Here is a 25,762-nt window from a genome sequence, read left to right on the forward strand (position 1 = left end):
ATACGTTCATTGTACGCGCTCAGCTTGGCTGAGACGATGCCCGACGGGCACGGTTCGCCTCGCGCGCCAGCGGCACTCGGGCAAGGCTTGCCACCAACGACAACAGCGTGGTCAGCGCGCCAAGCCACAGCGTCAGCTGTACCGCCAACCCCAGCGCCAATGCCGCCCCCACCAACGCCACGCCGAGCGACTGCCCTACCGTGCGCGTAGTGCTCATCACGCCGGAGACATTGGCGCTTCGCTCTGGCGGCAGGCTCGCCATCATTTCGCGGTTATTGGGCGGTTGAAACAGCCCAAACCCCATCCCGCACAGCGCCGTTCGCCATAGACTGCCCGCCACCCCGGTGTTCTCATCCACCAGCCCGAGCGAAATCAGGCCAATCATCAACAAGACAAGCCCCGTGCTTGAAAGCACGCTAGGGTTGATGCGATCCGCCAGGCGCCCGGCCAAGGGGCCGACCACCATGATGGCAAGCGGCCAAGGCGTGAACAGCCACGCGGTCTCAAGCGGCGAAAAGCCCATCTGCTCTTGGTAGAAAAACGACAGCGCCACAAAACTTAGCCCTTGGCCAATAAACGCCAGCCCCGAGGCCGACACGGCTAGCGTGAACCGCTTTTCCGTAAACACAGACAGAGGCAGCAAGGGGTAAGGCGCTCGGCGTTGGCGACGGATAAAGCCCGTGCAGGAGGTCACCGAGATAAGCAACCAACCGCCGCTTTGCCATAGCGGCGCGGCGTGGCCCACGGCGTCCATGGCCAAGAAAAAACTTGCCAGCATCAACATCGACAACAGCGCGCCCAGCACATCGAAACTGCCTTGGCGTGGGGTTTCTCGCGGCAGCGCGCGCTTAGCAAGCCACAATGAGGCCAAGCCAAGGGGCACATTAAGCGCAAACAGCCACGGCCAATCAGCAAACGAGAGAATCACGCCACTAAGCGTTGGCCCCGCCGCGTAGCCGCCTGCCACCACCAGCGCAGAGAGCCCAAGGGCGCTACCCAGAAGCCGTGAGGGAAAAATCGCGCGGTAAATAGACGGCCCGATGGAGAGCGTTGCGGCGGCGCCAAGCCCCTGCAGCGCGCGAAATACCAACAGCGTCTCAAGGTTACGCGAAAGGGCCGCCCCGAGTGCCGCCAGTACGAAAGTACTTAAACCAACAAGATACAGCCGCCGCCGTGTCACCAGTTCACTCAGCCCGGCGAAGACCAACAAAAACGCCGCACACACCACTTGAAAGAGGTTGGTGATCCACACCACTCGCGAGCCGGGCACGCCCAAATCGGCGGCAATCGTGGGCAACGCCAGGTTAATCATGGTGGTATCGACCACCGCCATCAGCGTACCGGTGATTAGCGCCAGCACGGCGAGCAAACGTTCACGGCCAGGCAGGCCGTCATCTCCCGAGCGGGTTTCAAACAGTCGCATGAGGGTTTCCCAGTACCATTTTCCCGGCAAATTTTTTCACAGCAAACGTGAGTGCCAAAAAAACCGGCCTAGGCCGGTTCCTTCAACGCTTATGCTTAACGCTTAAAGGTGCTACCAATTGAGCATTAAGCTTCGTCGCTGTCCAGCAACAGTGCATCGTCGACTTCCGAAATTTCCAGCGCCGTCTCGTCATCTAAATCGATGGCGAGATAGCTGTGCTCGATGCGCAGAAACGTCTGGAACAGTGACCAATCCAACGTCTCGGGCCACTGACGCTCGTCCTCTTCCCACGCACGCAGCTCGGTTTCGAGAATTTCGGCATAGCGTTCATGCACAAAGGCATGCAGCGCTTCGGGCGCGTCCATCTCAGGAATCAGGTAAATCGTGCTTTCACGTTCGACGTCGTCCAGGGTTAGGTCGTCGTCTCCCATGGTGGGTTCGAGCGCATTGATCCAATCCACAAAGGCTTGGGTCGGCCTAACACTTAGAGCGGAGCGGTTTAGCAGTTTCATAGGTCTCTCCTCGCCGTCGAAACGGGAACATTATGGGCGCTAACGCGCCCACTTGCCAGCGCTCGCAATGCCTTATTCGCTCGTTTCTGGGCGCATCGCCGGGAACAGCAGCACATCACGAATCGAGGGGCTATCGGTAAATAGCATTACCAAACGGTCAATGCCAATCCCTTCACCCGCGGTGGGCGGCAGGCCGTACTCCAATGCACGCACGTAGTCGGCGTCAAAATACATGGCTTCCAAATCGCCAGCATCTTTTTCCTCCGCTTGCTCGCGAAAGCGCTCGGCCTGATCTTCCGCGTCGTTAAGCTCCGAAAAGCCATTGGCGATTTCGCGCCCGCCAACGAAGAACTCAAAGCGGTCGGTGACAAACGGATTGGCATCGTTGCGCCGCGCCAGAGGGCTGACTTCCGCCGGGTACTCGGTGATAAAGGTCGGCTGGTCGAGCTTCGACTCGGCCACTTCCTCGAAGATTTCCGTTTGCAGCTTGCCCAGGCCCCAGCTTTCTTTGGCCTGCATACCGAGCTTTTTCGCCAGTGCTCGTGCGGCGTCGAGGCTATCAATATCGGCATCGGTAATACCGTCGCCGTGATCCAGAATCGCTTGGCGCAGTGTCAGCCGCGCAAACGGCTTGCCGAAGTCGTAATCGGCGCCCTGGTACGTAATGGTTGTCGTTCCCAACACCTCTTCGGCGGTGGTGCGCACCATCGATTCGGTCAGGTCCAAAAGGTCGTTGTAATCCGCGTAGGCCCAGTAAAACTCGACCATGGTGAATTCTGGATTGTGGCGCGTCGAAAGGCCTTCGTTACGAAAGTTGCGGTTAATCTCAAAGACTTTCTCGAAGCCGCCCACCACCAGGCGCTTTAGATAGAGCTCCGGTGCGATACGCAGGTACATATCGATATCCAGCGCATTGTGGTGGGTGATAAACGGTCGCGCCGCCGCACCGCCAGGGATCGGCTGCAGCATTGGCGTTTCCACCTCCATGAAACCGCGCGTTTCAAAGAAACGGCGCATGGCGCTGATCACTGCCGCGCGCGTCTCGAAGACCTTGCGCGACTGCGGATTCATAATCAGGTCCACATAGCGCTGACGGTAGCGCGCCTCCTGGTCGGTCAGGCCGTGAAATTTATCCGGCAACGGACGCAGGCTTTTGGTCAGAAGCTGCGCCTCCTTCATCATCACGTACAAGTCACCCTTTCCCGATTTATGCACCGGGCCGTGGGCGGCGACGATATCGCCAATGTCCCAGCCTTTAACATCCTCGAGCACCTCGGCAGGCAGCCCTTTTTTGTCCACGTAGAGCTGAATCTGGCCAGCCACGTCCTGAATGACGATAAAGGGGCCTCGTTTGCGCATCACGCGCCCGGCCACCGAGGCGTGATGGTCAAGCGCTTCCAGCTCAGCCTTTTCTTTGTCGCCGAAGGTATTTTGCAGCTCGACGGTCAGACTGTCGCGGCGAAAATCATTGGGAAAGGCGCTTTTACCCTGCTCGGCGGCGAGTTCACGCCGCGCCGCTAACTTGGCGCGGCGCTCGGCGATCAGGTGGTTTTCGTTCTCAGAAGAGGCGTCTTGGTTAGCCATGTGGCACCTTGTTAATAATAAAACCCTGAAAAATAACCGTTAACGCGAAAGGCGTTGCTTACAGGCCCTGCTTGAGACTGGCAACGATGAATTGATCCAAATCGCCATCGAGCACTTTTTCGCAGTTACTGGATTGCACGCCGGTGCGCAGGTCTTTAATGCGCTGATCGTCCAATACGTAAGAGCGAATTTGGCTACCCCACCCGATATCGGCTTTGGAATCTTCCGCTTCTTGCTTCGCCGTGTTGCGCTTTTGCATCTCCAGTTCCCACAATTTCGCCTTCAGCTGCTTCATGGCGAAGTCGCGGTTAGCATGCTGGCTACGCTGGCTCTGGCACGCCACCACAATGCCGCTCGGCTCGTGGGTAATCCGCACCGCGGAGTCGGTGGTGTTAACGTGCTGCCCGCCCGCACCGCTGGAGCGGTAGGTGTCCACACGCAAATCAGAGGGGTTAATCTCAACCTCGAAATTATCATCCACTTCCGGGGAGAGAAACACCGAAGCAAAAGACGTATGGCGGCGCCCGCCGGAGTCAAACGGGCTTTTGCGCACTAAGCGGTGTACGCCGTTTTCAGTGCGCAACCAGCCAAAGGCGTAATCACCCTGAATATGCAACGACGCCGATTTAATCCCCGCGACGTCGCCGGCCGATATTTCAAGAATATCGGTTTTAAAACCATGGTGCTCGGCCCAGCGCAGGTACATGCGCAGTAAGATATTGGCCCAGTCCTGTGCCTCTGTCCCGCCGGAGCCAGACTGGATATCGAGATACGCGTTATTTTCGTCCATTTCACCGGAGAACATACGGCGGAACTCAAGCTTTTCCAGCGCCGCTTGCAAGCCATTGAGCTCTTTGGTGACTTCAGCCACCGTGCCTTCGTCGTCTTCCATCTCGGCAAGTTCTAAGAGGTCGCCGCTATCGCCCAGGCCCTGCTCCAGCTCATCGATGGTCGCGACGATCGTTTCTAGCGAGGCGCGCTCTTTGCCCAGTTTCTGAGCGTAATCGGGATCAGACCAGACATTGGGGTCTTCCAGTTCGCGGGTGACTTCTTCTAGCCGGTCTTTCTTTTCGGCATAGTCAAAGATACCCCCTAAGAACCTCTGTCCGCTCCGACAGATCCTTGATTTGGCTATGAATCGGGTTGGTTTCCAGCATGGGTCAGCCCTAGTGAAGTAAAGCGCGCATTGTAACGAAACACAGCGCCTACCGCATCCACTGGACTAGTGACAAAAGCGCAAAAACCCAGCCGTAGCCGGGTTTTTGCGTCAAAGCACCGCATTTCGCTTAGAAGCGGTAGGTCAACTGCGCCCCGAAGCCGTGGGCTTCGTTTTTGTAGTCGGCGGAGTAGTTGGAGGTAATCGGTGGCGTTTGCTGACCGGCCACAGTGAAACTGTCGGTTTTAGTTTGCTCAACCTGAGTGCTGCGCTCGGTTAAATAGGAGTAAGCAACATCCAGTGTCAGATCGGGTGTCGGTTTCCAGCCTGCGCCAAGGGAAAAGATACGACGATCGTCAGAAGGGATACGTACGCTACGCGTATCATCCTGAGTCGGCGTAAAATCAAGCGCTACCCCAGCGCGAAGGGCAAGCGTAGGCGTAAGCTGGTACTCACCACCGGTTGAAAACGCCCAAGCGTTAGAGTAGCTCTGCTCTTCGAGAGTAACAATACCTCGCTCACGCCCATCAACGCGAATCTGATCGAAACGGCTCCAACGGGCCCAGGATGCGCCGAACATGAGCTTAAGGTTGTCGCTCATTTGCTGCGTTAGGGAGAAGTTAACCGTTTCTGGCGTCGTCAAATCAAGCGATGCATCGTCAGTTACAGTCCCGATACCGAGCTGATCTAAAACGGGCGAACTAGCGGTAAAATCGCCTTCCAGTGTGTAATCCACTTTAGAACGGTAAGTAAGGCCTAGCGTCGTTTCGGGAACAGGCTGGTAGATTACCCCGAGGTTATATCCCCACGCCTCATCATCACCATCCACCCGTGAATCAGCTTCAGTCAGTCCCGCCGGTGTTGCCACAGGGACTTGTCGATGTAATTCGCCCTCCACACGGTTGTAGGTAATACCTAAACCGGCAGACCACTGTTCATTAAAACGGTAGGAGACAGTCGGCTGGGCACTTAAGACGGCGACCTCCGTATAGTTACCCTGATTACGCCCCTGGAAACCATCTTCGTAATCTGTTTTTGAACCAAACGGTGCGTAAACACCAAAACCAAACGCCAACTTTTCGTCAACGGGATGCGCGTAAAAGGCGTAAGGGATTAGTGTGCCCGGCACCATATCACCCTCGTTAGTTCCCGAAACCGGCAGTGTATCCGTTTGTCCTCCTGTAGCTTGCAAGAACGCCGGGCTACTCTGAGAAGCCTGCACGTTGCTGATATCACTATTTACGTTTAAATATGTCCCACCCACTGAAATCTGCGCGCGGTCAAGAAACGACATACCCGCTGGGTTGCCGAAGACGATAGTGGCATCGTTGACGTTGGAGCTACGTCCGGCGTGACCATAGCCTTGGCCGCTGACGCTTTGCTCGTTGATTTGGTAACCACCCGCTTGGGCTTGGCTGGCGAAGGCGGCTGCGGCGACAGCTGCCGCTAACGTGAGCTTTTTAAAGTTGTTATACATATAGAGCCTCTATCTTCCCGATGATCCGGCGTCGACTAGTGCTAGCGACCACCCATTTGTTTTTACATAACTGTTTTCTCGCACACTGGCGTTTGGTTCAAGGGCAAACGAGCGTTTTATTTCATTTAAGCCTTATACATTAGTCGCACAGTCGTTTTAAATCAGCGTTTTACTGCTTTTTTAAATTTCTACCGGAGCGCCTTGACCTATGGGTAACCCAAAGGTTTTACACTATTTATTAGGACATTCGTCAGCGACAGGGGCAGCGGATGAAAGTGAATGACATCGCCAAACAGGCAAACGTTACCGGAGAGACCGTGCGTCACTACGTGCGCGAAGGCTTAATTTCGCCTGAGCGCCACCCCGATAACGGCTACCAACTTTTTAATCAGCATGATCTGGAGCGCCTACGCTTTATACAACGGGCGCGCAAACTCGGGTTTAGCGTGGCAGAAATCCGCGACATTCTCGCCCATGCCGACCACGGCGACTCGCCCTGCCCACTGGTACGCGACCTGCTCGCCAACCGATTGCCCCAAGTACGCGCGCAGATCGCCGAGCTGGAAGCGCTGGCATCACGTATGGAACAAGCGCTAGAAAGCTGGCAGGACATGCCCGACGCTGCTCCCGACGGCCATAGCCTGTGCCGCTTGATCGAAAGTTTTCCTGAGCGCGTCCCTGAACCTAAGGAGTCACAATGAGCCAACACACCCTAACGCGCACGGTACCCGGCATGAATTGCCAGGGCTGCGTTAAACGCATGCGCGAATCGATTCAACAGCAAGACAGCCACGCAGAGGTAACCGGCACCCCGGCGGAAAAACGCCTTGACGTCACCACCGCATTGAATGAGGCAGAACTCGATCAAGCGCTGATGGATGCCGGCTACCCACCCGGCGAGCTACCGGATGACGGTGAAGAAACCGACGTTGAAAGCGACGCCGACGATAAACGCAATGCCACAGAAAGCGATGCGAAAGAGAGGCCCTCAAACAGCGAAAACGCCAAAAGCGAAACGCGCAGCAGCGGCCAACAATTCCGCCTCGCCATCAGCGGTATGACCTGCGCTAGCTGCGTCAAAAGCGTGCAAAAAGCGCTGGAGCGCACCGAAGGCGTTGACACTGCCAGCGTTAACTTTGGCACCCACACCGCGCAGGTATTTGGCCGTGCCGACGAGCAAGCGCTGATCGACGCGGTAGAATCGGTGGGCTACGGCGCCGAGCCGATTTTCGACATGCGCGAAGCCGAGAAGACCCGCGGCGAACAGGAAGCTCGCGAATACAAGCGGCGGCTAAAAGGCGGCATCTATTCGTTAGCGCTCGCCATTCCACTAATGCTCAGCATGTTTGTCTACCACCCGCACCCTGAGGGCACCGGTCGGCTATTCTGGCTAGTCATTGGGCTTTTAACGCTAGCCATCATGGCGTTCCCTGGCCGCCACTTCTTCGTTAACGCGTGGAAAAATTTCACACACCATCAAGCGAATATGGACACCCTCGTGGCCATGGGTACCGGCACCGCTTGGCTCTATTCGATGGTAGTCGTGACATTGGCTCCTTGGCTGCCCGAGGTCGCCCTCGGCATTTACTTTGAAGCCTCCGCCATGGTGATCGGCCTGATTCTATTGGGCAACGCCATGGAGCTGAAAGCGCGCGGCCGTACCAGCGATGCGCTCAAGCGCCTGCTGGACTTGCAAAGTCGCACCGCGCGGGTAATTCGCGACGGCAAGGAAGAAGAGATCGAGATTGACGCCGTGCGCGAAGACGACCAAATTCGCGTGCGCCCCGGCGAGCGTTTACCGGTGGATGGCGTGGTGATCGAAGGCGCAAGCCATATCGATGAATCCATGCTCACCGGCGAACCCGTGCCGGTGAAAAAAGGCGAAGGCGACGAAGTCAGCGCCGGTACCGTCAATGGCAAAGGCGGGCTGGTGTATCGCGCGACCCGCGTGGGCGCCGATACCCGTCTCGGTCAAATTACCGAGCAGGTCGCTAGCGCCCAAAATTCGCGCCCCCCAATTGGCGAGCTGGCGGATAAAGTTTCCAGCATCTTTGTGCCCTCGGTGATGATTATCGCCGTGTTGACGGCGCTGGCGTGGTTTAACTTCGGCGCTGAGCCGCGGATCATTCACATGCTGGTCACCGCCACCGCCGTGCTGATTATCGCTTGCCCTTGCGCGCTGGGGCTTGCCACACCGATTTCTACTATGATCGGCGTGGGCAAAGCGGCCGAACACGGCGTACTGGTCAGAAGCGGCGAAGCGCTGCAAACCGCGAGCAAGCTGACGACGCTGGTGGTGGATAAGACCGGCACGCTCACCGAAGGCAAGCCCCGCGTAACCGAGGCGGAAGTGCTAAGCGGCGACAAAAACCGCGCGCTTGGCTGGGTGGCCGCGCTGGAGCGTGGCTCAGAGCACCCGCTGGCCGCAGCGCTAATGAACTACTGTCAAGAACAGGCCGAAGAGCGTGACGCCAACCCCGCCGAGATACGCGACTTTGACACCGTCACCGGCGGCGGCGTCAAAGCGCGCACCGACGACGATAAACCGCTGCTGCTCGGCAACGCACGCCTGCTGGAAGAAGCCGGGGTTGATCTCAGCGCTGGCCAAGACAAAGCCCGCGAACTGGAAGAGAAAGCCCGTACCCTTGTGTATCTCGCCGTGGACGGTGAGCTTACCGCCCTGTTTGGCATCAGCGACCCGCTGCGCTCGGATACCATCGACGCCATCAAACGCCTGCAGGCCGATAACATCAAAGTGGTGATGCTCACCGGCGATAACGAGCACACCGCCGGTGCGATTGCCCGCGAAGTGGGCATCGATGACTTCCGCGCGGGGCTTTTACCCGAGGATAAACACGCTGAAATCGAGCGGCTGCAAAACAACGGCGAGGTCGTCGGCATGGTCGGCGATGGCATCAACGACGCCCCGGCGCTTGCGCGTGCCAATGTCGGCTTCGCCATCGGCCAAGGCACGGATGTCGCCATTGAAAGCGCTGGTATGACGCTAATGCGCGGCTCGCTGCACGGGGTGACTGATGCCATCGAAATCAGCCAAGCAACGCTCACCAACATCAAGCAGAACTTGGTCGGTGCCTTTGGCTACAACGTACTGTGTATTCCCATCGCCGCTGGGGTGCTCTACCCCGTCACCGGTATGTTGCTCTCGCCCATGATTGCAGGGGCGGCGATGTCGCTTTCCTCTATCACCGTGGTCAGTAACGCCAACCGGCTACGCCTCTGGCAAGCCAGTGGAAACGCATCCAAAGGAGATAACGCATGAGTTTACTGGTTAATCTCGCAGGCCTGGGCCTGATCGCGCTGATTGTTTGGTGGTTCTGGCTGAGTGAAACGTAACGTTTCCTCCTCATATCGCTGGCAATATTGCGACTATTCTTGTGCATACATCAGATTGATGCCTATATTGATACCTTTAGGCATCATTTAAGATGAGGAAAGGGCAATGCGAACCACGGTAACAATCAACGATGACCTATATCAGCAAGCTCTCGAACTTGCTGATCCTAGCGTCTCGAATGCATCCGATCTCTGCAGAGAAGCGATGAAAACCTACGTACGCGTACAGGCAGCTCGGCGCCTTGCCGCCTTGAGCGGAAAGGCGCCCAACATGCAAGACATTCCCCGCCGGCGAGAGGAGTCTTCTGCTCAATGAGCGCTTTCAGCGTGCTAATTGATTCCTCGGTATGGGTTGAGCATTTCCGAAATGGAAATGCGGGTCTGATCGAGTTATTGGAGGCTGATTGCGCCTTGAGTCATCCAATGGTAACGGCAGAGCTTGCCTGCGGCACACCACCATCACCACGTGAACAAACACTACGTAACATTAGTCTTCTTAAACCCTGCAACCAAGCCAGTTTGCGAGAGGTGATGACATTCATTGAGCGCGAAGCGCTGTATGGCAAAGGTTGCGGGCTAGTCGATATATGTTTGCTGGCCTCAACACTCATTACGCCAGAGACCAAGTTATGGACGTTAGATAAGCGGCTAGCTGATTTAGCAAACCAGTTGGGGGCCGCTTACCAAGTCGCTATACATTAAGCGTCGCGAACCCGCCCAGCACTGCTGCCCACTAAAAACGAAAAAGTTTCTTCAGCTCACCCCAATATAACGCCCTGGCTTGTGATTCAGGGCGATAATCAGGTTGAGCGTCAATGCGCCGAGTACCGAATAGCCGACGCGATCCAGCGGCAGCTGCGTCAGTGCAACGAGCAAAATCAAACCGTCGATACCCAGCTGCACATAGCCTGCACGCAGGCCGTGACGGTCTTGCAGGTAGAGCGCCAAAATATTGATACCGCCAAGGCTTGTGCGGTGGCGAAACAGCATCAGCATGCCGATACCCATTAACCCCCCGCCCATGATAGCGGCATAAAGCGATGGCACCTCGGCAAACTGCACCCAGCCCTGGGTTAGCTCTGAGAAAAGCGACACCAAGCCAATGGCGGCAAAGGTGCGCAGCGTAAAGCTCCAGCCCATGCGCTTAATGGCCAAGTAATAAAACGGCAGATTGATGGCAAAAAACCAAACGCCAAAGCCGCCACCAATTATATAGTTGATCAGCAGCGCCATCCCCGCGGTGCTGCCGGTCAGCAATACCGAATGGGTATAAAATGTCACGCCTAGCGCCACGAACAATGTGCCGAGCAGCATCGCCATCACGTCTTCATAGGGCTTGTGCGGGTCTTGGGGAAAATCTTCCACGCGCATGACAGTGTCCTTACTTAAGAGGAGAGGAGTTTTACGCTAACGTTTTATGCAACGGGACGGGCGTGCTCGACCATCAGCTGCAATGAATCGCGGCCACGCCAACGGTTGCGATTAAGCTTATACGCGCAGTGCAACGTATCGCCCACGCTAAACGAAGGCAGCTCGCCAGGGGTGAGGGCACGAAACCAAATCGCCTTGCAGGTAACCGGCCCCGTGGAGAGCTCCAGCATTAAATGGGTGCCGTCAGCCCCCACCGGGCGCAATGCCTCAACAATAAAACGTCCCTCAAACAGCGGCGGGTCAAACTCGCGCCCATAAGGACCCAGTGCTTCGATCTCACTGAGCGTACCAAGGGTTAACTGCGCGGTAGATAGCTCGCCGTCGGTCCAGAGCCGCGGGTAAAGCGGCGTGTCGCCGAGCTGCTCGCTCACGGCGTGTAAAAACGCGGCTTTAAACGCATCTAACTGCTCGCGAGGCACACCGACTCCCGCCGCCCCACTGTGGCCGCCAAAGCGCGGCAGCGCCTCAGGCGCGAGCTCAAAAGTGCGCTGCAGCGAGTCGCGCAGGTGCAGGCCGTCGATTGAGCGACCCGAGCCAGTGAGCATTCCCGGCTGCGCCGCTTGCGTCAGCACAAGCGCGGGGCGGCCGTAGGCTTGCACCAGCCGCGATGCAACAATGCCTTGAACGCCAGGGTGGCCATCTTCAAGCAGCACCACGACAGCAGGCGAGTCAGCGGCGAGGTCATCGGCAGCCAGGGCGCATGCTTCTTCGGCCATGTCGGCTTCAATTGCTTTGCGCGACTGGTTGTCCTCATCGAGCACGTTGAGTTGGCGCGTTGCCACGCCATCGCTTTCCGCGAGCATAAAATGCAACGCCGCATAGGGGTCATCGAGCCGCGAGCGGGCATTGATGCGCGGCCCCATCTGAAACGCCAGGGTTTCAGCGTTAAACGGCACGCTATCTTGCCCAAGACGGGCAGCCATTGCGCGCCAGCAAGCGGCGTCCATGCGGTTAATCAGCGTAAGTCCGTGACTGACCACCGCGCGGTTGGCGGGGCTGCCCCCTAGCGATACGCAGTCCGCCACGGTACCTAGCGCCACGTAAGAGAGCCACGGCGAGAGCTTAGGCGTCGCTTCTGACAAGGCGCCCCACTCGATCAGCACGCCGCGGGCAAGCGACATTAAAAGCCACGCCACCATGCAGCCAGCGATGGTTTTATCCGGATAAGCGCAATCTTCCCGCGTGGGGTTCACACAGGCAAAAGCCGAGGCCGGCGGGCCTTCTAGCGGCAGTGCGTGGTGGTCACTCACTACCACGTCGATCCCGGCCGCTTTCATCCGCGCAATGCGTGGCTCGTCAGAGCTTCCGCAGTCGGCAGTGATCACCAGCGTTGGCTCAGGCTTGAGGGCGAGTGTGCGCTCAACGAGCGGCAGGCTAATGCCGTATCCATCGTGAATTCGGTGACCAATCAAACTGTGCAGCTTGCTTTCGGGCACACCAAAAAGCTCGACCAGCGTGCGCCGAATGACCACGTGCGAGGTGATCCCGTCGACGTCGTAATCGGTCAGAATACCGATCGATTCGCCCTCGGCCACGGCCTGAGCGATACGCTCGGCGGCGCGGCGGCCGTCTTTGAGCTTCTCCGGGTGGGCCAGGTAGCGCAAACTCGGCGACACTAGCGGCGCAAGTTCGCCTTCATAGCCCGGTAACCGCGAGGCCAAAAGGCGCGCCTGCAGCTCGCTTAAGCCTTCGTCCTGAGCGCGCGTGTAAATGGCCTCGTCGCGGGGACGAGGCTCCAGGCGCGGTTGCGTCAGACTAAGGGGCAAATCGGTTAGCGCGTTCATATCACCCCGTTTAGCGCCGATGTTCGGCGACGAACTGCTGCACCGCGCTAAGCTCGGAGGGCAACACGCTATAGCGCTCTTCACGCTCCAATAAATCATCCATGTGCGGGGGCAGCGACACACCGGGGAAGCCCGCTTTCACCACGGCCTCGGCGAATTTCGCCGGGTGCGCGGTGGCAAGCGTAATGACCGGCGTGGACTGATCGGCCCGGGCACGCTCGGCGGCGCGATAACCGGTAGCGGTGTGCGGATCGAGGATTTCGCCGGTGCGGTGGTGCGCTTCGCGGATCACTTCCAGAATCGTCGCATCATCCACGCTGTGGCTGGCAAATTTCTCGCGCAGCTTAGCCAGCGGTGCGTCGGCAAGCGCCGTGGGCTCTTGTTGGAAGCGTTCCAGCAAGGCCGCTACCGCCGCCCCGTCACGCTCGTAGGCGTCAAACAGCAAGCGCTCAAAGTTGGACGAAACGACAATATCCATTGATGGCGCAAGCGTGGCGGCCAACTCTTGCTTGGAGAAATCGTTCGCTGTTAGCGTGCGGTGAAGGATATCGTTGGCGTTGGTGGCAATGATGAACTGCTTCACCGGTAAGCCCATCTTATACGCCATAAAGCCGGCAAAGACGTTGCCAAAATTCGCCGACGGCACACAAAAGCTCACCTCGCGGTGTGGCGCGCCCAAGGCAACACCTGACGCCACGTAGTAAACGATTTGCGCCATGATGCGCGCCCAGTTGATCGAGTTCACCGCCACCAGTCGCGTGCCGTTCAAAAAGTCTTGATTGGCGAAGCTCGCCTTCACCATTGCCTGGGCGTCGTCGAAATTGCCCTCAATGGCAATGTTGAACACGTTGTTGGCCAACACCGTGGTCATCTGGCGACGCTGCACCTCGGAGACGCGGTTATATGGGTGCAGGATAAAAATATCCAGGTTGTCGCAATGACGACACCCTTCAATCGCCGCCGAGCCGGTATCGCCGGACGTGGCGCCCATAATCACCGCACGTTCGCCGCGCTTTTTCAGGAAGTGATCGAGAATGCGGCCTAGTAGTTGCAGCGCGACGTCTTTGAAAGCCAGCGTCGGGCCGTGAAACTGCTCCAACAAAAAGTGATTGGCGTCGAGTTGCTTAAGCGGCACCACGGCGTCGTGGTTAAACGTCGCGTAGGCGTCATGCACAAGCTGGCGGAATGTCGCGTCGTCGATTTCACCGTTCACGAACGGCTTCATCACGCGAAACGCGATCTCGGCATAAGACAGGCCCGCCATCTCGGCAAGCTCGGTGTGCGAGAACGAAGGCAAGGTTTCCGGCACGTAAAGGCCACCGTCGCTCGCCATTCCGGTGAGCACCACCTCTTCGAAAGACAACGCGGGCGCCTGCCCGCGCGTGCTGATATAACGCATGGCGTTATGCTCCTTTTATTCGCCTTCGTCCAGACTTTCGACACGGATACGGGTCACGGCGCCGGCAATGTCTGCCATGGATTCGATTTCACGAATCGCATCGTTCATCTGCTTCTCTTTGGTGCGGTGCGTCATCAAAATGATCGGCACCAGCTCGCCTTCGGTGGCTTCTTTCTGGATCAACGCTTCAATCGAAATGCCCTGCTCGGCAAGGATGGTAGCCACGCGCGCCAACACGCCGGGGCGGTCCACCGCCAACAAGCGCAGGTAGTAAGCCGTGGTGATCTCCTCCATCGGCATAATCGGCAGCGCGTTAGCGCTTTGGCCGACGCCACTGAAAGCCAGATACGGCACACGGTAATGGTGGTCGGTGGCGATATCGCGCGCCACGTCCAACAAATCCGCCACCACGGCTGAGGCTGTGGGTTCCGCGCCGGCGCCGGCGCCGTAGTAAAGTGTCGGCCCCACGGCGTCGCCCATCACTTCGATGGCGTTTTTCACCCCGTGCACGTTGGCGAGAAGGCGCTCTTTGGGAATCAACGTCGGGTGAACGCGCAGCTCAAGCCCCGCTTCGGTGCGCTTAGAAATACCCAAGTGCTTAATGATAAAGCCCAGGTTATCCGCCTGTTCGACATCTTCGGCGGTAATCCGGGCGATGCCTTCGGTGAAGGCTTTATCGAACTGCAGCGGCACGCCGTAAGCGATGGAGGCGAGAATGGTGAGCTTGTGCGCGGCATCGATCCCTTCCACATCAAACGTCGGGTCGGATTCGGCATAGCCAAGGGCTTGGGCTTCGGCGAGCACGTCTTCGAAGGCACGGCCTTCGTCGCGCATGTGCGTCAGGATGTAGTTGCCGGTGCCGTTGATGATACCCGCGACCCACTCGATACGGTTGGCACCGAGCCCTTCGCGCAGCGATTTAATCACTGGAATACCGCCGGCAACGGCGGCTTCAAACGCGACAATCACGCCTTTTTCGTGGGCGGCCTGAAAGATTTCGTTACCGTGTACCGCGATCAGTGCTTTGTTGGCAGTAACCACGTGTTTGCCGTTATCAATTGCGGTTAACACCAGCTCACGGGCCGTATCGTAGCCACCAATCAACTCGACGATAACATCGATGTCGGGGTTGCGGGCCACTTCGAATACATCAGTGGTGGCTTTAATACCGGTGATGTCGCAATCGGGATGGATGCTGCGATGCGCCACCTGCTCAATCACAATAGGGCGCCCCGCGCGACGGGCGATGTCGTCCGCGTTGCGTGTTAGCACGTTAAAGGTACCGCCACCGACCGTACCTAGCCCACAGATGCCTACTCTCACCGGTTTCAAAATAAATCCCCTCTCCGTATTGCACTCGAATGTATGTACTTAAAAGTGCGTGTGTCTCAGCGTTAAAAAGTGACTGAATCGTTATAGCCTAGGCGTCTCGCACCTTATTCGTCATCCAGGCCCAGCATGGCGGTCAAGCGTTCCGGCGGCACAAAGCCGGGCACGATTTGGCCATCTGGAAGAATAATCGCGGGCGTACCCTCCACGCCGAGCGCTAAGCCCAAATCGTACTGCGATGCTACCGGATTATCGCAACTAGCGCTGCTCGAAAGCGCTTCGCCTTGCTTGGCCGCCGTCATCGCCTCGCTGGGGTTATCGGCGCACCAGACCTGCTGCATCACCCGGGCCGCTTCGCTTTGCATGCCGCTTCGTGGGAACGCTAAATAGTGAACGGCTATGCCACGCGCATTGAGTTCCGGCACGGTTTCATGCAGCCGCGAGCAATAAGGGCAGCTGGTGTCGGTAAAAACCGTCACCGTCGCCTCAGGCTCCTCTATACCGCGAAAGATGATTTGCTCGCTTTGCGGTACCGCCTGTAGTGCCGCAATACGCTCTTGATTGCGCGCCTGCTCGGTGAGGTTCACAAGCCCGTTATCGCTGTTTTCGTACAAATCGCCCACCACAAAGTGGCTACCATCAGCGTTAGAGTAGAAAGATTCACCGCTGGTCAGACGCACCTGATAAATACCGTCTAGCGGTGTTTCGGTCACGTCTTCCACCGGCATGGCTTGGCCATTAACGCTTAAGGAGTTGGCTAACTGCTCAGGCACGCTTTGCGCTATCGCCGTCACCGGTAAGAGCGCGGCAGCCAGAGCCAGGGTAAACATTGGGTATCGACGCATTGTCCGCTTAACCTCGTGGGTGATGATGTGCGTGCAGGCTCTCTAATCGAGCCTGCGCGACATGGGTATAAATTTGGGTAGTGGAAAGGTCGCTATGGCCTAACAGCAGCTGTACGACCCGCAAATTGGCGCCATGATTCAATAAATGCGTGGCAAACGCATGGCGCAGCGTGTGCGGCGAAAGCGGTTTGCGAATCCCCGCGGTGATCGCATGCGCTTTGACGCGGTGCCAAAACGTCTGCCGCGTCATGGAGTTATCGCTGCGCCCAGGAAAAAGCGCCGGACGCATCGGGTCCTTCATCATTTCATTACGCGCGGTGCGTAAGTAACGCTCAAGCCAATCCGCCGCTTCATCACCGAGCGGCACCAGGCGGTCTTTATCGCCCTTGCCGCGCACGCGCACCACCCCTTGCTTCAGGTTGAGCGCATCAAGCGTTAAGCCTACAAGCTCAGAAACACGCAGGCCACAGGCGTATAAAAGCTCCAACATAGCACGGTCGCGCACGCCGATGGCAGTGGCGGTATCGGGCGCGATAAGCAGTCGCTCCACCTCATCTTCATCAAGCGTATGGGGCAATCCTGGCTGCACGCGAGGCAGTTTGATGGTCGCGAGTGGGTCACGCTCGGCATGACCATTCAAACGTGCCCAACGGTAGAAACTACGCAAACTGGAGAGTAGCCGTGCATTGCTACGCAACTGATACCCCTGTGCCCGACGCTCATCAAACCAAGCGATGAGCACGCCGTCAGGCGGCGCAGTCAGCTCACCGCCCTGTTCGACCAAGCACGCGCTCCAAGCGCTCAAATCTCGCCGGTAGGCCGCTAGCGTATGCTCACTGGCGCCACGCTCTAGCCAAAGGCTATCCAGAAAGGCGTCAATAAGGTCCATAGGCAAGCAGTCTCACAGTTATTAACGACAACGATTAACGACAGTGATTAGTCGACAAACAAAACCCCGCCCCGCAAAGCGGTGACGGGGTTTTGGTATCCAGACGCGCCGCACAGCGGCAGCGTCTGTGGTAAGCCTGGCTTACGCCAGCTTTTCCTTGATACGCGCCGACTTACCGCTGCGCTCACGCAGATAGTAGAGCTTGGCCTGGCGAACGTCACCACGGCGCTTGATTTCGATGGAGTCAACCAGCGGGCTGTAGGTTTGGAAGGTACGCTCAACACCCACACCGTGAGAAATCTTACGCACGGTGAATGCGGAGTTCAGACCACGGTTACGCTTACCGATGACAACGCCTTCAAAGGCCTGCAAACGCTCGCGGTTACCTTCCTTCACTTTTACCTGAACAATGATGGTGTCACCCGGGGCGAATGCCGGAATTTCCTTGCCCATTTGCTCGGCTTCAAGCGCCTGGATCACCTTGTTTTTACTGCTCATCATCTCACTCCTAAATAACTTTGTGGCTTAACCGCTCAGTTGTGGAAGGCGGAAGCCGTGATCCCGGCGCTCAAAACGAGCCACACGGGAGTCGTGATGGGTGACACAGGTACGCGGCGTGTACGTTCGACTTACATAACTCGCCTTCGCCCTGCACCGCCGCTTTGACCTACCGATTGGTCACAGCGTATTCCTCGATGAACTCATCCAACAGCTTGCGCTGCTCGGAACTCAACGTTCGCCCTTCGAGTAGATCAGGACGCCGCTGCCACGTGCGGCCCAGCGATTGTTTCAATCGCCAGCGTCGGATCGCTGCGTGGTTGCCACTTAGCAGAATGTCCGGTACCTGCCGCCCGTCAATCACTTCCGGACGCGTGTAATGCGGACAGTCCAACAAGCCATCATTAAATGAGTCCTCAATGGCGGAATCTTGATGCCCTAACACGCCGGGAACCAGCCTTGCCGCCGCGTCAATTAGCACCATCGCCGGCAGTTCACCGCCGCTCAGCACATAGTCGCCAATCGACCATTCTTCATCAATGTCATGTTCCACCACACGCTCGTCGATGCCTTCGTAGCGTCCCGCGACCACCACTAACGGGCTTTCACTCGCCAGGGCTTTTACGCCCTGCTGATCTAACGTGCGCCCCTGAGGGGAGAGATAGATCACTTTCGGCGTTTTACCGGTAGCGGCGAACGCACGCTTACGTGCATCCGCAATCGCACTGCGCAGCGTGTCAACCTTCATCAACATGCCAGGGCCACCGCCGTAGGGGCGATCATCGACACTGCGATGGCGGTCGGTGGCGTAATCGCGTGGATTCCAGAACTCCAGCGCAATTTGCGCACGCTCGACCGCTCGACCGGTAACCCCGTGACGGGTCAGCGCATCGAACATTTCAGGGAAAAGCGATACGACCCCAATCCACATGGCAGGCGGAACATCGAAGTCCTGCGCATCCTGTTCAAAATGCTCAGTCAAAACTCAGGATCCCAATCCACCACCATGCACTGCGCGTTTGTATCCACGTCGATAATGACATCGCCGGGGAGAAACGGCAGTAAACGCTCGCGCTTGTCGATCGCCTCAGCATCGCCGCGTACCACCATGACATCGTTGGCGCCGGTTTCGAACAGGTAACTGACCCGCCCTAACCGTTCGCCGGCCTGAGTCAAGACGCTTAAACCTTCGAGCTCATGCCAATAATACTCATCGTCGGAAAGCGCTGGTAGCGCCTCTTTGGGCATTAGAATATCCGCGTTCGCCAGCATTTCGGCCGCGTCGCGGTTCTCCACGCCCTCAAGCTGAACCACCAAGCCTTTGCCTTGCCGACGCCCCTGAGTCACGGTATAGCACGTTAGATTCTCATCTTTACGCAGCCACCATTCGGGGTAATCAAAAATACTGTCAATGGGACTCGTATAGGCATACACCTTAAGCCAGCCTTTCACCCCATGGGGGCTAGTCAACTTGCCGAGCACCACGTGCGTGTCGTCTAAGTGATGGGTTGCAAAACGCGTCATTGACGACCTCGGCTCGACAGCATTGAAGCAAACTTAGGCTTGCTTACGTGCTTCTTTAACCAGCTCTGCAACGCGGCCAGAAAGCTGCGCGCCGTGGTTCTGCCAGTGAACAACACGGTCGAGATCGACGCGCAGACGCTCTTCTTGGCCACGGGCGACCGGGTTGAAAAAGCCGATACGCTCGATGAAACGACCGTCGCGCGCATTGCGTGAGTCAGTCACGGTCAGATGGTAAAAGGGACGCTTTTTGGCGCCACCACGTGCCAAACGAATGGTAACCATACGATAACTATCCTTCGGTTGAGGTTACAAGAGAGGTAACCACTAACGGTTTAAGCCTCTATCGACGATATAAAATCGTGTTTTAAGCCCCTCATAACGCATCAAGCAACGCCATATTGACGCACCCCCTACGCATGAAGAGGCCGCATTCTACGCAAATGCGCCCAATTTGGAAAGCCTAGGCGCAGGAAAACTGCCCCGTTTGGCCGCAACGCTTAGACGCGACGGCTTGCAATACGGTTTGCAACAACGTTTCACCACAACGCGTCACCAACAACAGGGCAGCGCTATAACGCTAGCGACGAGGGAAGCCACCCGGGCCGCCCATACCCCCGGGGCCACCCATACCACCCATGCCGCCTGGGCCACCGGGTCCACCAGGACCGCCGCCGCCCATCATACCGGACATGCCGCGCATCATTTTTTGCATCCCGCCTTTTTTGCCGGCTTTCTTCATCATTTTTTGCATCTGCTTGTGCTGCTTGAGCAGACGGTTAAGATCCGGCACTTGCAACCCGGCACCGTTGGCGATGCGGCGCTTGCGCGAGCCGTTAATGATGTCAGGCTTATGGCGTTCTTTAGGCGTCATGGAGTTGATCAGCGCTTCAAGTTTGGCCAACTCTTTTTCAGGGCCGGGACCCTGCGCCATCTCGGCCATCTGCCCCATCCCCGGCATCTTACCGAGCAAACCGCCCATGCCGCCCATTTTCTTGAGTTGCTGAAGCTGATCACGAAAGTCTTCAAGGTCGAAGCCGTCGCCTTTTTTGACCTTTTTGGCCAGCTTTTCCGCTTTGGATTGATCGACGGTGCGCTCGGCTTCCTCAATCAGCGACAGCATATCGCCCATGCCGAGGATGCGCGACGCCACGCGATCTGGGTGGAAGGGTTCCAGTGCATCAACCTTCTCCCCCACCCCCATAAACTTGATCGGTTTACCGGTGATATGGCGCACTGAAAGCGCCGCGCCGCCACGAGCATCACCGTCGGCCTTGGTGAGAATCACCCCGGTCAGCGGCAGCGCTTCGTGGAATGCCTTGGCGGTATTGACCGCATCCTGGCCCGTCATGGCATCGACCACGAACAGCGTCTCATCCGGCTTAATCGCCTGGTGCAGCGCTTGAATCTCGGCCATCATCGCTTCATCAATGGCCAGACGCCCCGCCGTATCGACCAGCACCACATCATGGAACTGAATTTTGGCGTGCTTCATTGCCGCATTGGCAATATCAACCGGTTTTTGATCTGAGCGCGAGGGGAAGAAATCGACCTCAACTTCTTTCGCCAGCGTCTCTAGCTGATCAATCGCCGCCGGGCGGTAGACGTCCGCTGACACGACCAGCACTTTTTTCTTTTCACGCTCGCGCAAGTAACGCGCCAGCTTCGCCACCGAGGTCGTTTTACCCGCGCCCTGCAAGCCAGCCATCAACACCACGGCGGGCGTGCCTTTAAGGCTAAGCCCCTCGTTGGCCTCGCCCATGGTGACTTCCAACTCTTGCTGGACGATTTTGACGAACTGCTGACCTGGCGACAGGCTCTTCGAGACTTCTTGGCCCACCGCCCGCTCGCGCACACGTTCGATAAAGTCTTTCACCACCGGCAGCGCAACGTCGGCTTCCAACAGCGCGCGACGCACCTCACGCAGGGTGTCTTTGATATTATCGTCGGTCAGGCGTGCCTGACCTTTGATCGACTTTAGCGTCTGCGATAGACGCTCACTAAGATTCTGAAACATGGGGCCTCTCTGCCTCCGTCGTGGTCACAAGGCGCACGCGCCGCGGACAAGAATGGGGGCGATTATACGCCCTGGCGCCGCGAGTCTCCATGGGTGGCGTGCCTACGCGGCCAAACAGACAGTGCAATTGCGCCTCAAGCGTCTGTGCGCAGCGCAACGGATTGGTTATAGTAGTGGCGTCTTTTCACGATATGTTCTCATTAACACGCTAAACAGCGTACGGATTGCATTATGCAGGCGCTCCCTTTCGCCACGATGGCTTTTATTCTCTATATCGCCGCTGGAACTTGGCAGGGCATGACACTTCTGCGTCGCGTACCGCCACGCCCGGGCATGGTCCGCGTGCTCGCGGCGTTAGGTCTTCTGTTGCATATCCCCATGGTGGTCAAACTGTTGGGCCAAGCGCCGGGGCTGTTGCCTGGCTTCACCACCAGCGCGACGCTTTTCATGGCCGTCGCGGTTAACGTGGTCTTAGTGGCCAGCTTGTTCAAGCCGGTGCTTAATGCTGGCGTGGCCCTCTTTCCTCTCGCCGGCATCGTGCTCATTACGGCGACGGGGCTGCCAAGCCAGGGTAGCGAAACCGGGCTAACGCCGGGCATTTTGCTTCATGCCATTAGTTCCGCCCTGGCCTTTGCCATACTCGCCATTGCCGCGGTTCAAGCGGTGTTGGTGGGGCTGCAAAACCAGGCCCTGCGGCATCACCATATCCGTGGGATTGTGCAATCCCTACCGCCCTTGACCACCATGGAGCGAGTGTTGTTTGAGCTCGTGTGGGCGGGCGTGCTGCTGTTGACGCTTTCCATCGCCAGCGGCTTTCTCTTTTTAGACAACCTATTCGCCCAGCATTTGGTGCATAAAACACTACTTTCGATTGTTGCTTGGTTGGTGTTTACCACGCTACTGGTCGGCCGCTACCGTTTTGGCTGGCGCGGCATGCGTGCCGTCAAATGGACACTCGCCGGCTGCGGTTTTTTGCTACTCGCGTATTTCGGCAGCAAGTTCGTGCTTGAGATATTGCTAAACCGCTAGGCGAGCCTAAGCGTGTCACTCTGACTTTCGTTGCCTTGACACGCAAAGGCCTAACTTCTAAAAACCAAGCTCGACACGCAATAAAGGACGCCCAACTTGAGCGACGATTTCCCTCTGGGACTACTCTTTAGCCTGCTAGCGCTACTCATTTTCTTGTCTGCATTTTTCTCCAGCTCTGAGACCGGAATGATGTCAATCAACCGCTACCGCCTGAGCCACCAGGCGAATAGCGGCGACTCTCGGGCTAAGCGCGTGCTGCATTTGTTAGCGCGCCCTGACCGCCTTATTGGCGTTATCTTAATTGGCAATAACTTTGTCAATAACCTGGCAGCGTCGATTGCCACCATTATTGCCATTCACTTCTTTGGCGAAGTGACAGGCCCCGCCGTTGCTACTGTTTTACTGACCATAACGATTTTGATCTTTGCCGAGGTGACACCCAAAACCTACGCCGCCATCAGGCCAGAGCGCATCGCGTATCCCGCCTCCCGCGTGCTGATACCGCTGTTAAAATTGCTCTATCCGCTGGTGCTGTTAGTCAATGTCATCTCCAACGGTTTACTGCGCCTAGCGGGCGTAAAAAGTGTTGAAAACGGCGGTGACAATTTAACGCGGGACGAGCTTCGCACCGTGGTGCATGAAGCGGGCAGCATGATTCCTTACCGTCACCAGGCCATGCTCTTGTCTATCCTTGATCTTGAGAATGTCACGGTCAATGACATTCTTGTCCCCCGCCAGGAAGTGCTAGGCATCGACCTTGACGACTCGCTTGAGGAAATCTTGCAGCAAATTCGCACCAGCCAACACACACGGCTTCCGGTCTATAAAGGCGATATCAACAACATTGTCGGCATGCTGCATCTACGTAACGCCGCACGCTTTCTCTCACGACCCGAAGTCACCAAAGCCGCCATCGTCCAAGAGGCGCGTGAGCCTTATTTCATCCCCGAATCCACGCCACTGCACACGCAATTACTCAACTTTCAAAAGCAAAAGCGCCGCATTGGCATTGTTGTCGATGAGTATGGCGACGTAGAAGGCCTTGTGACACTAGAGGATATTCTCGAAGAGATTGTCGGCGAGTTTACGACCGACGTTTCTGAAGATGAGGAGATTCACACCCAAGAAGATGGCAGCCACGTCATCGAGGGGACCGCCAATATTCGCGATATCAATAAGCTGCTGGGCTGGCACCTGCCGACCGATGGTCCCAAAACCCTTAACGGCCTAATTCTGGAGCACTTGGAGTCTTTTCCGGATGGCGCCGCATGCCTGCAAATCGGTACCACGCGAATGGAGATAATCGAAATTCGCGACAATCTGATTACCTCAGCGCGCTGCTGGCAGGCGGCACGCAGCGGCCGACGTTAAGGACGCACGTCTTCAAGCGCGGCAGCTTTAAGCACGCGAACCCGCGCTTCAAGATAGCGGCGTAACGCCACCTCTTGCGTGTTGCGCGGATCCACTGACGGGCCAAAGTGCAAGCTCACCCGTGCGCGAAAGCGCTTGGGCCACTTTTTCAATGCCGGCCCGCCTTGGTTTGACGTCCAAGACCCCCAAAGCCCCGCAAGTCCAACCGGAATCACCGGCACGGCATCGCGGGCAAGAATCGTCTCCACGCCACGGCGAAACGTTTGGACGTCTCCATCGGGAGTTAACCGACCTTCCGGAAACACCATCACCACCTCGCCGTTTTGTAATGCCTGGCTCACCTCGTCAAGCGCGCGACGTAGCGAACCGGGATTACGTCGCTCCGACTCAACCGGAATCGCCCCCACCAGCTGAAACCACCATTTCAGCCAGGGCGACTCAAAAATCGGCTGATCCATGACAAAACGCACCGGCCGTGGGCTCGCGCCCCCTAGCACAAGCGCATCCATGAAACTGACATGATTGCAGACCATCAGCGCCGCGCCTTTATTCGGCACATGATGCTGGCCGCGCACCGTTAAGCGGTAACAAATCCGCATTATTGCCAGAATCACCCAACGCAACCCGTAGCGCATATAAACCACTGGCGCCATCACTCAACAACCCCATGATGACGAAGCCCAGCCAGCACCGTACTTAACAGCTGCTCTAAGAGCTCATCGACTTTAAGCTGCTGCCCCTGCCAATAGCCAAGCCGCTCATTCAAGCCTAATTGTACGAGCCCATGCACACTGCCCCACAGCGTGCGAGCCAACCGCCGTGCTTCTAGTTCATCTAGCGCGGGCTGGTAGCGTTTCAAACAATTTTCGACTTGGGTAAACAGCGCTTCGATCAAGTCACTCTGACGTTGATCAAGCTCTCCTTCCTGGGCGAGGGGGTAGTCAAAAAGTAATTGCCAGCGATAGCATGCCTGCTCAGCGTATTGCCAGTACGCGTGGGCCAGCGAACGCAGCCAAGGTTCCGGGTCGTCCGCGGCTAACGTGGTAATCGTCTGCTCCAAGTGCGCCAGCGTTTCGACGTTGACGTACTGCAACAAGTTATTAAAGCTGCCGTAGAGTTTCAGTAGCGTACTCGGCGCACACCCCACCTCACGGGCAATAGCACGCAGCGATAACCCGTGAACGGGCTTGTCCTCCAACCACGTATCACAGGCGTGCATTACCTGCGCGTGGAGGGCATCGGGCGCATGCTGACGTGGACGGGCCATGGCAATCTCTTGAGGTTACAGCAGAAGGAGGAAAACCTTTCGCACTGTTGCATAGAAAGGGAATACGATAGGATACCTCAAATCGAACACTGTTTTCGATACGCTTTCGACACGAATGTTGTATTGCGCTTCATTCACACGCTGATTTCGCCTCATGTCTTTTGACTCCACGCCCTTACTCCACTCCCTTGGGAGGCTCGTGTGACCGGACGCCTTTATGTTCGCGACAACGCCTTGCCTGACGCGCTTGCCATCAACGTCGCCACCCCCCTCGTGACATCACCCAATCTAGCCCCACGCCAAGGCGTGTCAACGATCCGTTGGGAGCAAGGCGAACGCCGTCTCACCCCCCTTTTTTGGGGCCTGACACCGCCGTGGCTGGAGGTGCTCGATCACGCCCCTCACTGCGCGCGGGCCGAAACGCTGGACGCCCGCCCGATGTTTCGTGACGCGTTTCAATCGCGGCGCTGTCTTATCCCGGTAAACGGCTTTTACGTGTGGAAAATAAAGCCAAGAAGCAAACAGCCTTACTTGATTACCCATGTGCAGCGCACACCGCTCTTGCTGGCAGGGCTTTGGTGTCGTTATCACACCACGCTCACCGAGTTTACCGATTCCATGGCGCTGATAACCGTGCCCGCCAACTTATGGCTTTCCCCCCTCACAGACCGCTTACCCGCGCTTGTGGCGCCTAACGACATGGATCAATGGCTTCACCCGGAAACCGACATCGCCAAAGCGAAACGGCAACTAACCCCCGCGCCGTTGAAACTGTTGGGCGCTTTTCCGGTATCAAAACATGTGAACAACCCTGCCTATCAGTCACCGGCTTGCGCGCACCCTGTCGGCCCGATGCTGCAATGGGCTTCGCCTTAG

25 protein-coding genes are annotated in these 25,762 nt (G+C 57.3%); 7 read left to right on the top strand and 18 right to left on the bottom strand.

Going from position 1 to position 25,762, the window contains the following annotated elements; all coding sequences use genetic code 11:
• Nucleotides 1–19: 19 nt before the first annotated feature.
• The 5 genes from QC823_RS02080 to QC823_RS02100 all read right to left on the bottom strand — a co-directional run bounded on the left by QC823_RS02080 (nt 20) and on the right by QC823_RS02100 (nt 6,152).
• A complete protein-coding gene (locus QC823_RS02080) occupies nt 20–1,423 on the bottom strand; it encodes an MFS transporter (RefSeq protein WP_309654704.1) in 1,404 nt (467 codons plus the stop codon).
• Nucleotides 1,424–1,548: 125 nt separating this feature from the next.
• Nucleotides 1,549–1,935, bottom strand: coding sequence for a hypothetical protein (locus tag QC823_RS02085; RefSeq protein WP_309654705.1), 387 nt, complete (start codon nt 1,933–1,935; stop codon nt 1,549–1,551).
• Nucleotides 1,936–2,007: 72 nt separating this feature from the next.
• On the bottom strand, nt 2,008–3,519 hold the full coding sequence (gene lysS / locus QC823_RS02090) for a lysine--tRNA ligase (protein ID WP_309654706.1): 1,512 nt from the start codon (nt 3,517–3,519) through the stop codon (nt 2,008–2,010).
• Nucleotides 3,520–3,577: 58 nt separating this feature from the next.
• Nucleotides 3,578–4,676 (bottom strand): peptide chain release factor 2 gene (prfB, locus tag QC823_RS02095; RefSeq protein WP_340323844.1). Its coding sequence is split into 2 segments (ribosomal slippage): nt 3,578–4,600 and nt 4,602–4,676, totalling 1,098 coding nucleotides; the frame shifts between segments, so codons are not numbered across the junction.
• Nucleotides 4,677–4,805: 129 nt separating this feature from the next.
• On the bottom strand, nt 4,806–6,152 hold the full coding sequence (locus QC823_RS02100) for an OmpP1/FadL family transporter (protein ID WP_309654707.1): 1,347 nt from the start codon (nt 6,150–6,152) through the stop codon (nt 4,806–4,808).
• A gap of 269 nt (nt 6,153–6,421) precedes the next feature.
• Here QC823_RS02100 and QC823_RS02105 point away from each other — a divergent pair, with 269 nt between their 5' ends.
• From QC823_RS02105 to QC823_RS02120, 4 genes are all read left to right on the top strand, one after another.
• Nucleotides 6,422–6,853: a MerR family transcriptional regulator gene (locus QC823_RS02105; protein ID WP_309654708.1), complete on the top strand. Its 432-nt coding sequence runs from the start codon at nt 6,422–6,424 to the stop codon at nt 6,851–6,853.
• A complete protein-coding gene (locus tag QC823_RS02110; protein ID WP_309654709.1) occupies nt 6,850–9,432 on the top strand; it encodes a heavy metal translocating P-type ATPase in 2,583 nt (860 codons plus the stop codon). The genes QC823_RS02105 and QC823_RS02110 overlap by 4 nt, the downstream gene beginning before the upstream one ends.
• 180 nt (nt 9,433–9,612) lie before the next feature.
• The gene (locus QC823_RS02115; RefSeq protein WP_309654710.1) at nt 9,613–9,822 is read left to right on the top strand and encodes a type II toxin-antitoxin system VapB family antitoxin; all 210 of its coding nucleotides are present in this window, start codon (nt 9,613–9,615) and stop codon (nt 9,820–9,822) included.
• Entirely contained in the window at nt 9,819–10,208 is a 390-nt protein-coding gene (locus QC823_RS02120; RefSeq protein ID WP_309654711.1) for a type II toxin-antitoxin system VapC family toxin, read from the top strand. The genes QC823_RS02115 and QC823_RS02120 overlap by 4 nt, the downstream gene beginning before the upstream one ends.
• A gap of 51 nt (nt 10,209–10,259) precedes the next feature.
• Here QC823_RS02120 and QC823_RS02125 read toward each other — a convergent pair whose 3' ends face one another.
• The 11 genes from QC823_RS02125 to ffh all read right to left on the bottom strand — a co-directional run bounded on the left by QC823_RS02125 (nt 10,260) and on the right by ffh (nt 21,219).
• Nucleotides 10,260–10,877 (bottom strand): DUF6198 family protein, encoded by a 618-nt coding sequence (locus QC823_RS02125; RefSeq protein ID WP_309654712.1) that lies wholly within the window; start codon nt 10,875–10,877, stop codon nt 10,260–10,262.
• Nucleotides 10,878–10,921: 44 nt separating this feature from the next.
• A complete protein-coding gene (locus QC823_RS02130; RefSeq protein ID WP_309654713.1) occupies nt 10,922–12,721 on the bottom strand; it encodes a single-stranded-DNA-specific exonuclease RecJ in 1,800 nt (599 codons plus the stop codon).
• Nucleotides 12,722–12,731: 10 nt separating this feature from the next.
• Nucleotides 12,732–14,120, bottom strand: coding sequence for a threonine synthase (thrC, locus tag QC823_RS02135; RefSeq protein WP_309654714.1), 1,389 nt, complete (start codon nt 14,118–14,120; stop codon nt 12,732–12,734).
• Between the two features lie 15 nt (nt 14,121–14,135).
• Nucleotides 14,136–15,452, bottom strand: a complete 1,317-nt coding sequence (locus tag QC823_RS02140; RefSeq protein WP_309654715.1) for a homoserine dehydrogenase — start codon at nt 15,450–15,452, stop codon at nt 14,136–14,138.
• A gap of 104 nt (nt 15,453–15,556) precedes the next feature.
• The gene (locus QC823_RS02145; protein ID WP_309654716.1) at nt 15,557–16,279 is read right to left on the bottom strand and encodes a DsbC family protein; all 723 of its coding nucleotides are present in this window, start codon (nt 16,277–16,279) and stop codon (nt 15,557–15,559) included.
• A 22-nt stretch (nt 16,280–16,301) separates the two neighbouring features.
• Entirely contained in the window at nt 16,302–17,183 is an 882-nt protein-coding gene (xerD, locus tag QC823_RS02150; RefSeq protein WP_309654743.1) for a site-specific tyrosine recombinase XerD, read from the bottom strand.
• A gap of 141 nt (nt 17,184–17,324) precedes the next feature.
• Nucleotides 17,325–17,681 carry a 50S ribosomal protein L19 gene (gene rplS / locus QC823_RS02155; RefSeq protein WP_309654717.1) on the bottom strand — a complete coding sequence of 119 codons (357 nt, stop codon included), beginning with the start codon at nt 17,679–17,681 and terminating at the stop codon, nt 17,325–17,327.
• A 169-nt stretch (nt 17,682–17,850) separates the two neighbouring features.
• Nucleotides 17,851–18,612 (bottom strand): tRNA (guanosine(37)-N1)-methyltransferase TrmD, encoded by a 762-nt coding sequence (gene trmD / locus QC823_RS02160; protein ID WP_309654744.1) that lies wholly within the window; start codon nt 18,610–18,612, stop codon nt 17,851–17,853.
• A 47-nt stretch (nt 18,613–18,659) separates the two neighbouring features.
• A complete protein-coding gene (rimM, locus tag QC823_RS02165; protein WP_309654718.1) occupies nt 18,660–19,205 on the bottom strand; it encodes a ribosome maturation factor RimM in 546 nt (181 codons plus the stop codon).
• Between the two features lie 33 nt (nt 19,206–19,238).
• Nucleotides 19,239–19,487, bottom strand: coding sequence for a 30S ribosomal protein S16 (gene rpsP / locus QC823_RS02170; protein ID WP_179930001.1), 249 nt, complete (start codon nt 19,485–19,487; stop codon nt 19,239–19,241).
• A gap of 295 nt (nt 19,488–19,782) precedes the next feature.
• Nucleotides 19,783–21,219: a signal recognition particle protein gene (gene ffh / locus QC823_RS02175; protein ID WP_309654719.1), complete on the bottom strand. Its 1,437-nt coding sequence runs from the start codon at nt 21,217–21,219 to the stop codon at nt 19,783–19,785.
• Nucleotides 21,220–21,450: 231 nt separating this feature from the next.
• Between ffh and QC823_RS02180 the strand changes: the two genes are divergently transcribed.
• Nucleotides 21,451–22,248 (top strand): cytochrome C assembly family protein, encoded by a 798-nt coding sequence (locus QC823_RS02180; RefSeq protein ID WP_309654720.1) that lies wholly within the window; start codon nt 21,451–21,453, stop codon nt 22,246–22,248.
• A gap of 96 nt (nt 22,249–22,344) precedes the next feature.
• Nucleotides 22,345–23,619, top strand: a complete 1,275-nt coding sequence (locus QC823_RS02185) for an HlyC/CorC family transporter (protein WP_309654721.1) — start codon at nt 22,345–22,347, stop codon at nt 23,617–23,619.
• On the opposite strand, the gene QC823_RS02190 is transcribed toward QC823_RS02185, so the two are convergent.
• Together QC823_RS02190 and QC823_RS02195 are read right to left on the bottom strand one after the other, a co-directional pair.
• Nucleotides 23,616–24,272, bottom strand: coding sequence for a 1-acyl-sn-glycerol-3-phosphate acyltransferase (locus QC823_RS02190; RefSeq protein ID WP_309654722.1), 657 nt, complete (start codon nt 24,270–24,272; stop codon nt 23,616–23,618). The two genes, QC823_RS02185 and QC823_RS02190, sit on opposite strands and share 4 nt — an antisense overlap.
• Nucleotides 24,272–24,886 carry a TetR/AcrR family transcriptional regulator gene (locus QC823_RS02195; RefSeq protein WP_309654723.1) on the bottom strand — a complete coding sequence of 205 codons (615 nt, stop codon included), beginning with the start codon at nt 24,884–24,886 and terminating at the stop codon, nt 24,272–24,274. Before QC823_RS02195 ends, QC823_RS02190 begins: the two co-directional genes overlap by 1 nt.
• Nucleotides 24,887–25,087: 201 nt before the next feature.
• On the opposite strand from QC823_RS02195, the gene QC823_RS02200 reads away from it, so the two are divergent.
• Nucleotides 25,088–25,762, top strand: a complete 675-nt coding sequence (locus QC823_RS02200) for an SOS response-associated peptidase (RefSeq protein WP_309654724.1) — start codon at nt 25,088–25,090, stop codon at nt 25,760–25,762.

This window comes from Vreelandella vilamensis, assembly GCF_031451755.1.
Taxonomy (GTDB): Bacteria; Pseudomonadota; Gammaproteobacteria; order Pseudomonadales; family Halomonadaceae; genus Vreelandella; species Vreelandella vilamensis.

Excerpts from the sequence above, each read along its gene's own strand:
- ffh (WP_309654719.1), bottom strand. The coding sequence starts at position 21,219 with ATGTTTCAGAATCTTAGTGAGCGTCTATCGCAGACGCTAAAGTCGATC.
- QC823_RS02085 (WP_309654705.1), bottom strand. The coding sequence starts at position 1,935 with ATGAAACTGCTAAACCGCTCCGCTCTAAGTGTTAGGCCGACCCAAGCC.
- QC823_RS02105 (WP_309654708.1), top strand. The coding sequence starts at position 6,422 with ATGAAAGTGAATGACATCGCCAAACAGGCAAACGTTACCGGAGAGACC.
- lysS (WP_309654706.1), bottom strand. The coding sequence starts at position 3,519 with ATGGCTAACCAAGACGCCTCTTCTGAGAACGAAAACCACCTGATCGCC.
- QC823_RS02125 (WP_309654712.1), bottom strand. The coding sequence starts at position 10,877 with ATGCGCGTGGAAGATTTTCCCCAAGACCCGCACAAGCCCTATGAAGAC.
- rplS (WP_309654717.1), bottom strand. The coding sequence starts at position 17,681 with ATGAGCAGTAAAAACAAGGTGATCCAGGCGCTTGAAGCCGAGCAAATG.
- rimM (WP_309654718.1), bottom strand. The coding sequence starts at position 19,205 with ATGACGCGTTTTGCAACCCATCACTTAGACGACACGCACGTGGTGCTC.
- QC823_RS02110 (WP_309654709.1), top strand. The coding sequence starts at position 6,850 with ATGAGCCAACACACCCTAACGCGCACGGTACCCGGCATGAATTGCCAG.
- QC823_RS02100 (WP_309654707.1), bottom strand. The coding sequence starts at position 6,152 with ATGTATAACAACTTTAAAAAGCTCACGTTAGCGGCAGCTGTCGCCGCA.
- rpsP (WP_179930001.1), bottom strand. The coding sequence starts at position 19,487 with ATGGTTACCATTCGTTTGGCACGTGGTGGCGCCAAAAAGCGTCCCTTT.
- QC823_RS02195 (WP_309654723.1), bottom strand. The coding sequence starts at position 24,886 with ATGGCCCGTCCACGTCAGCATGCGCCCGATGCCCTCCACGCGCAGGTA.
- QC823_RS02180 (WP_309654720.1), top strand. The coding sequence starts at position 21,451 with ATGCAGGCGCTCCCTTTCGCCACGATGGCTTTTATTCTCTATATCGCC.
- QC823_RS02115 (WP_309654710.1), top strand. The coding sequence starts at position 9,613 with ATGCGAACCACGGTAACAATCAACGATGACCTATATCAGCAAGCTCTC.
- QC823_RS02145 (WP_309654716.1), bottom strand. The coding sequence starts at position 16,279 with ATGTTTACCCTGGCTCTGGCTGCCGCGCTCTTACCGGTGACGGCGATA.
- QC823_RS02130 (WP_309654713.1), bottom strand. The coding sequence starts at position 12,721 with ATGAACGCGCTAACCGATTTGCCCCTTAGTCTGACGCAACCGCGCCTG.
- trmD (WP_309654744.1), bottom strand. The coding sequence starts at position 18,612 with ATGTGGATTGGGGTCGTATCGCTTTTCCCTGAAATGTTCGATGCGCTG.
- QC823_RS02080 (WP_309654704.1), bottom strand. The coding sequence starts at position 1,423 with ATGCGACTGTTTGAAACCCGCTCGGGAGATGACGGCCTGCCTGGCCGT.
- QC823_RS02190 (WP_309654722.1), bottom strand. The coding sequence starts at position 24,272 with ATGGCGCCAGTGGTTTATATGCGCTACGGGTTGCGTTGGGTGATTCTG.
- thrC (WP_309654714.1), bottom strand. The coding sequence starts at position 14,120 with ATGCGTTATATCAGCACGCGCGGGCAGGCGCCCGCGTTGTCTTTCGAA.
- xerD (WP_309654743.1), bottom strand. The coding sequence starts at position 17,183 with ATGGACCTTATTGACGCCTTTCTGGATAGCCTTTGGCTAGAGCGTGGC.
- QC823_RS02120 (WP_309654711.1), top strand. The coding sequence starts at position 9,819 with ATGAGCGCTTTCAGCGTGCTAATTGATTCCTCGGTATGGGTTGAGCAT.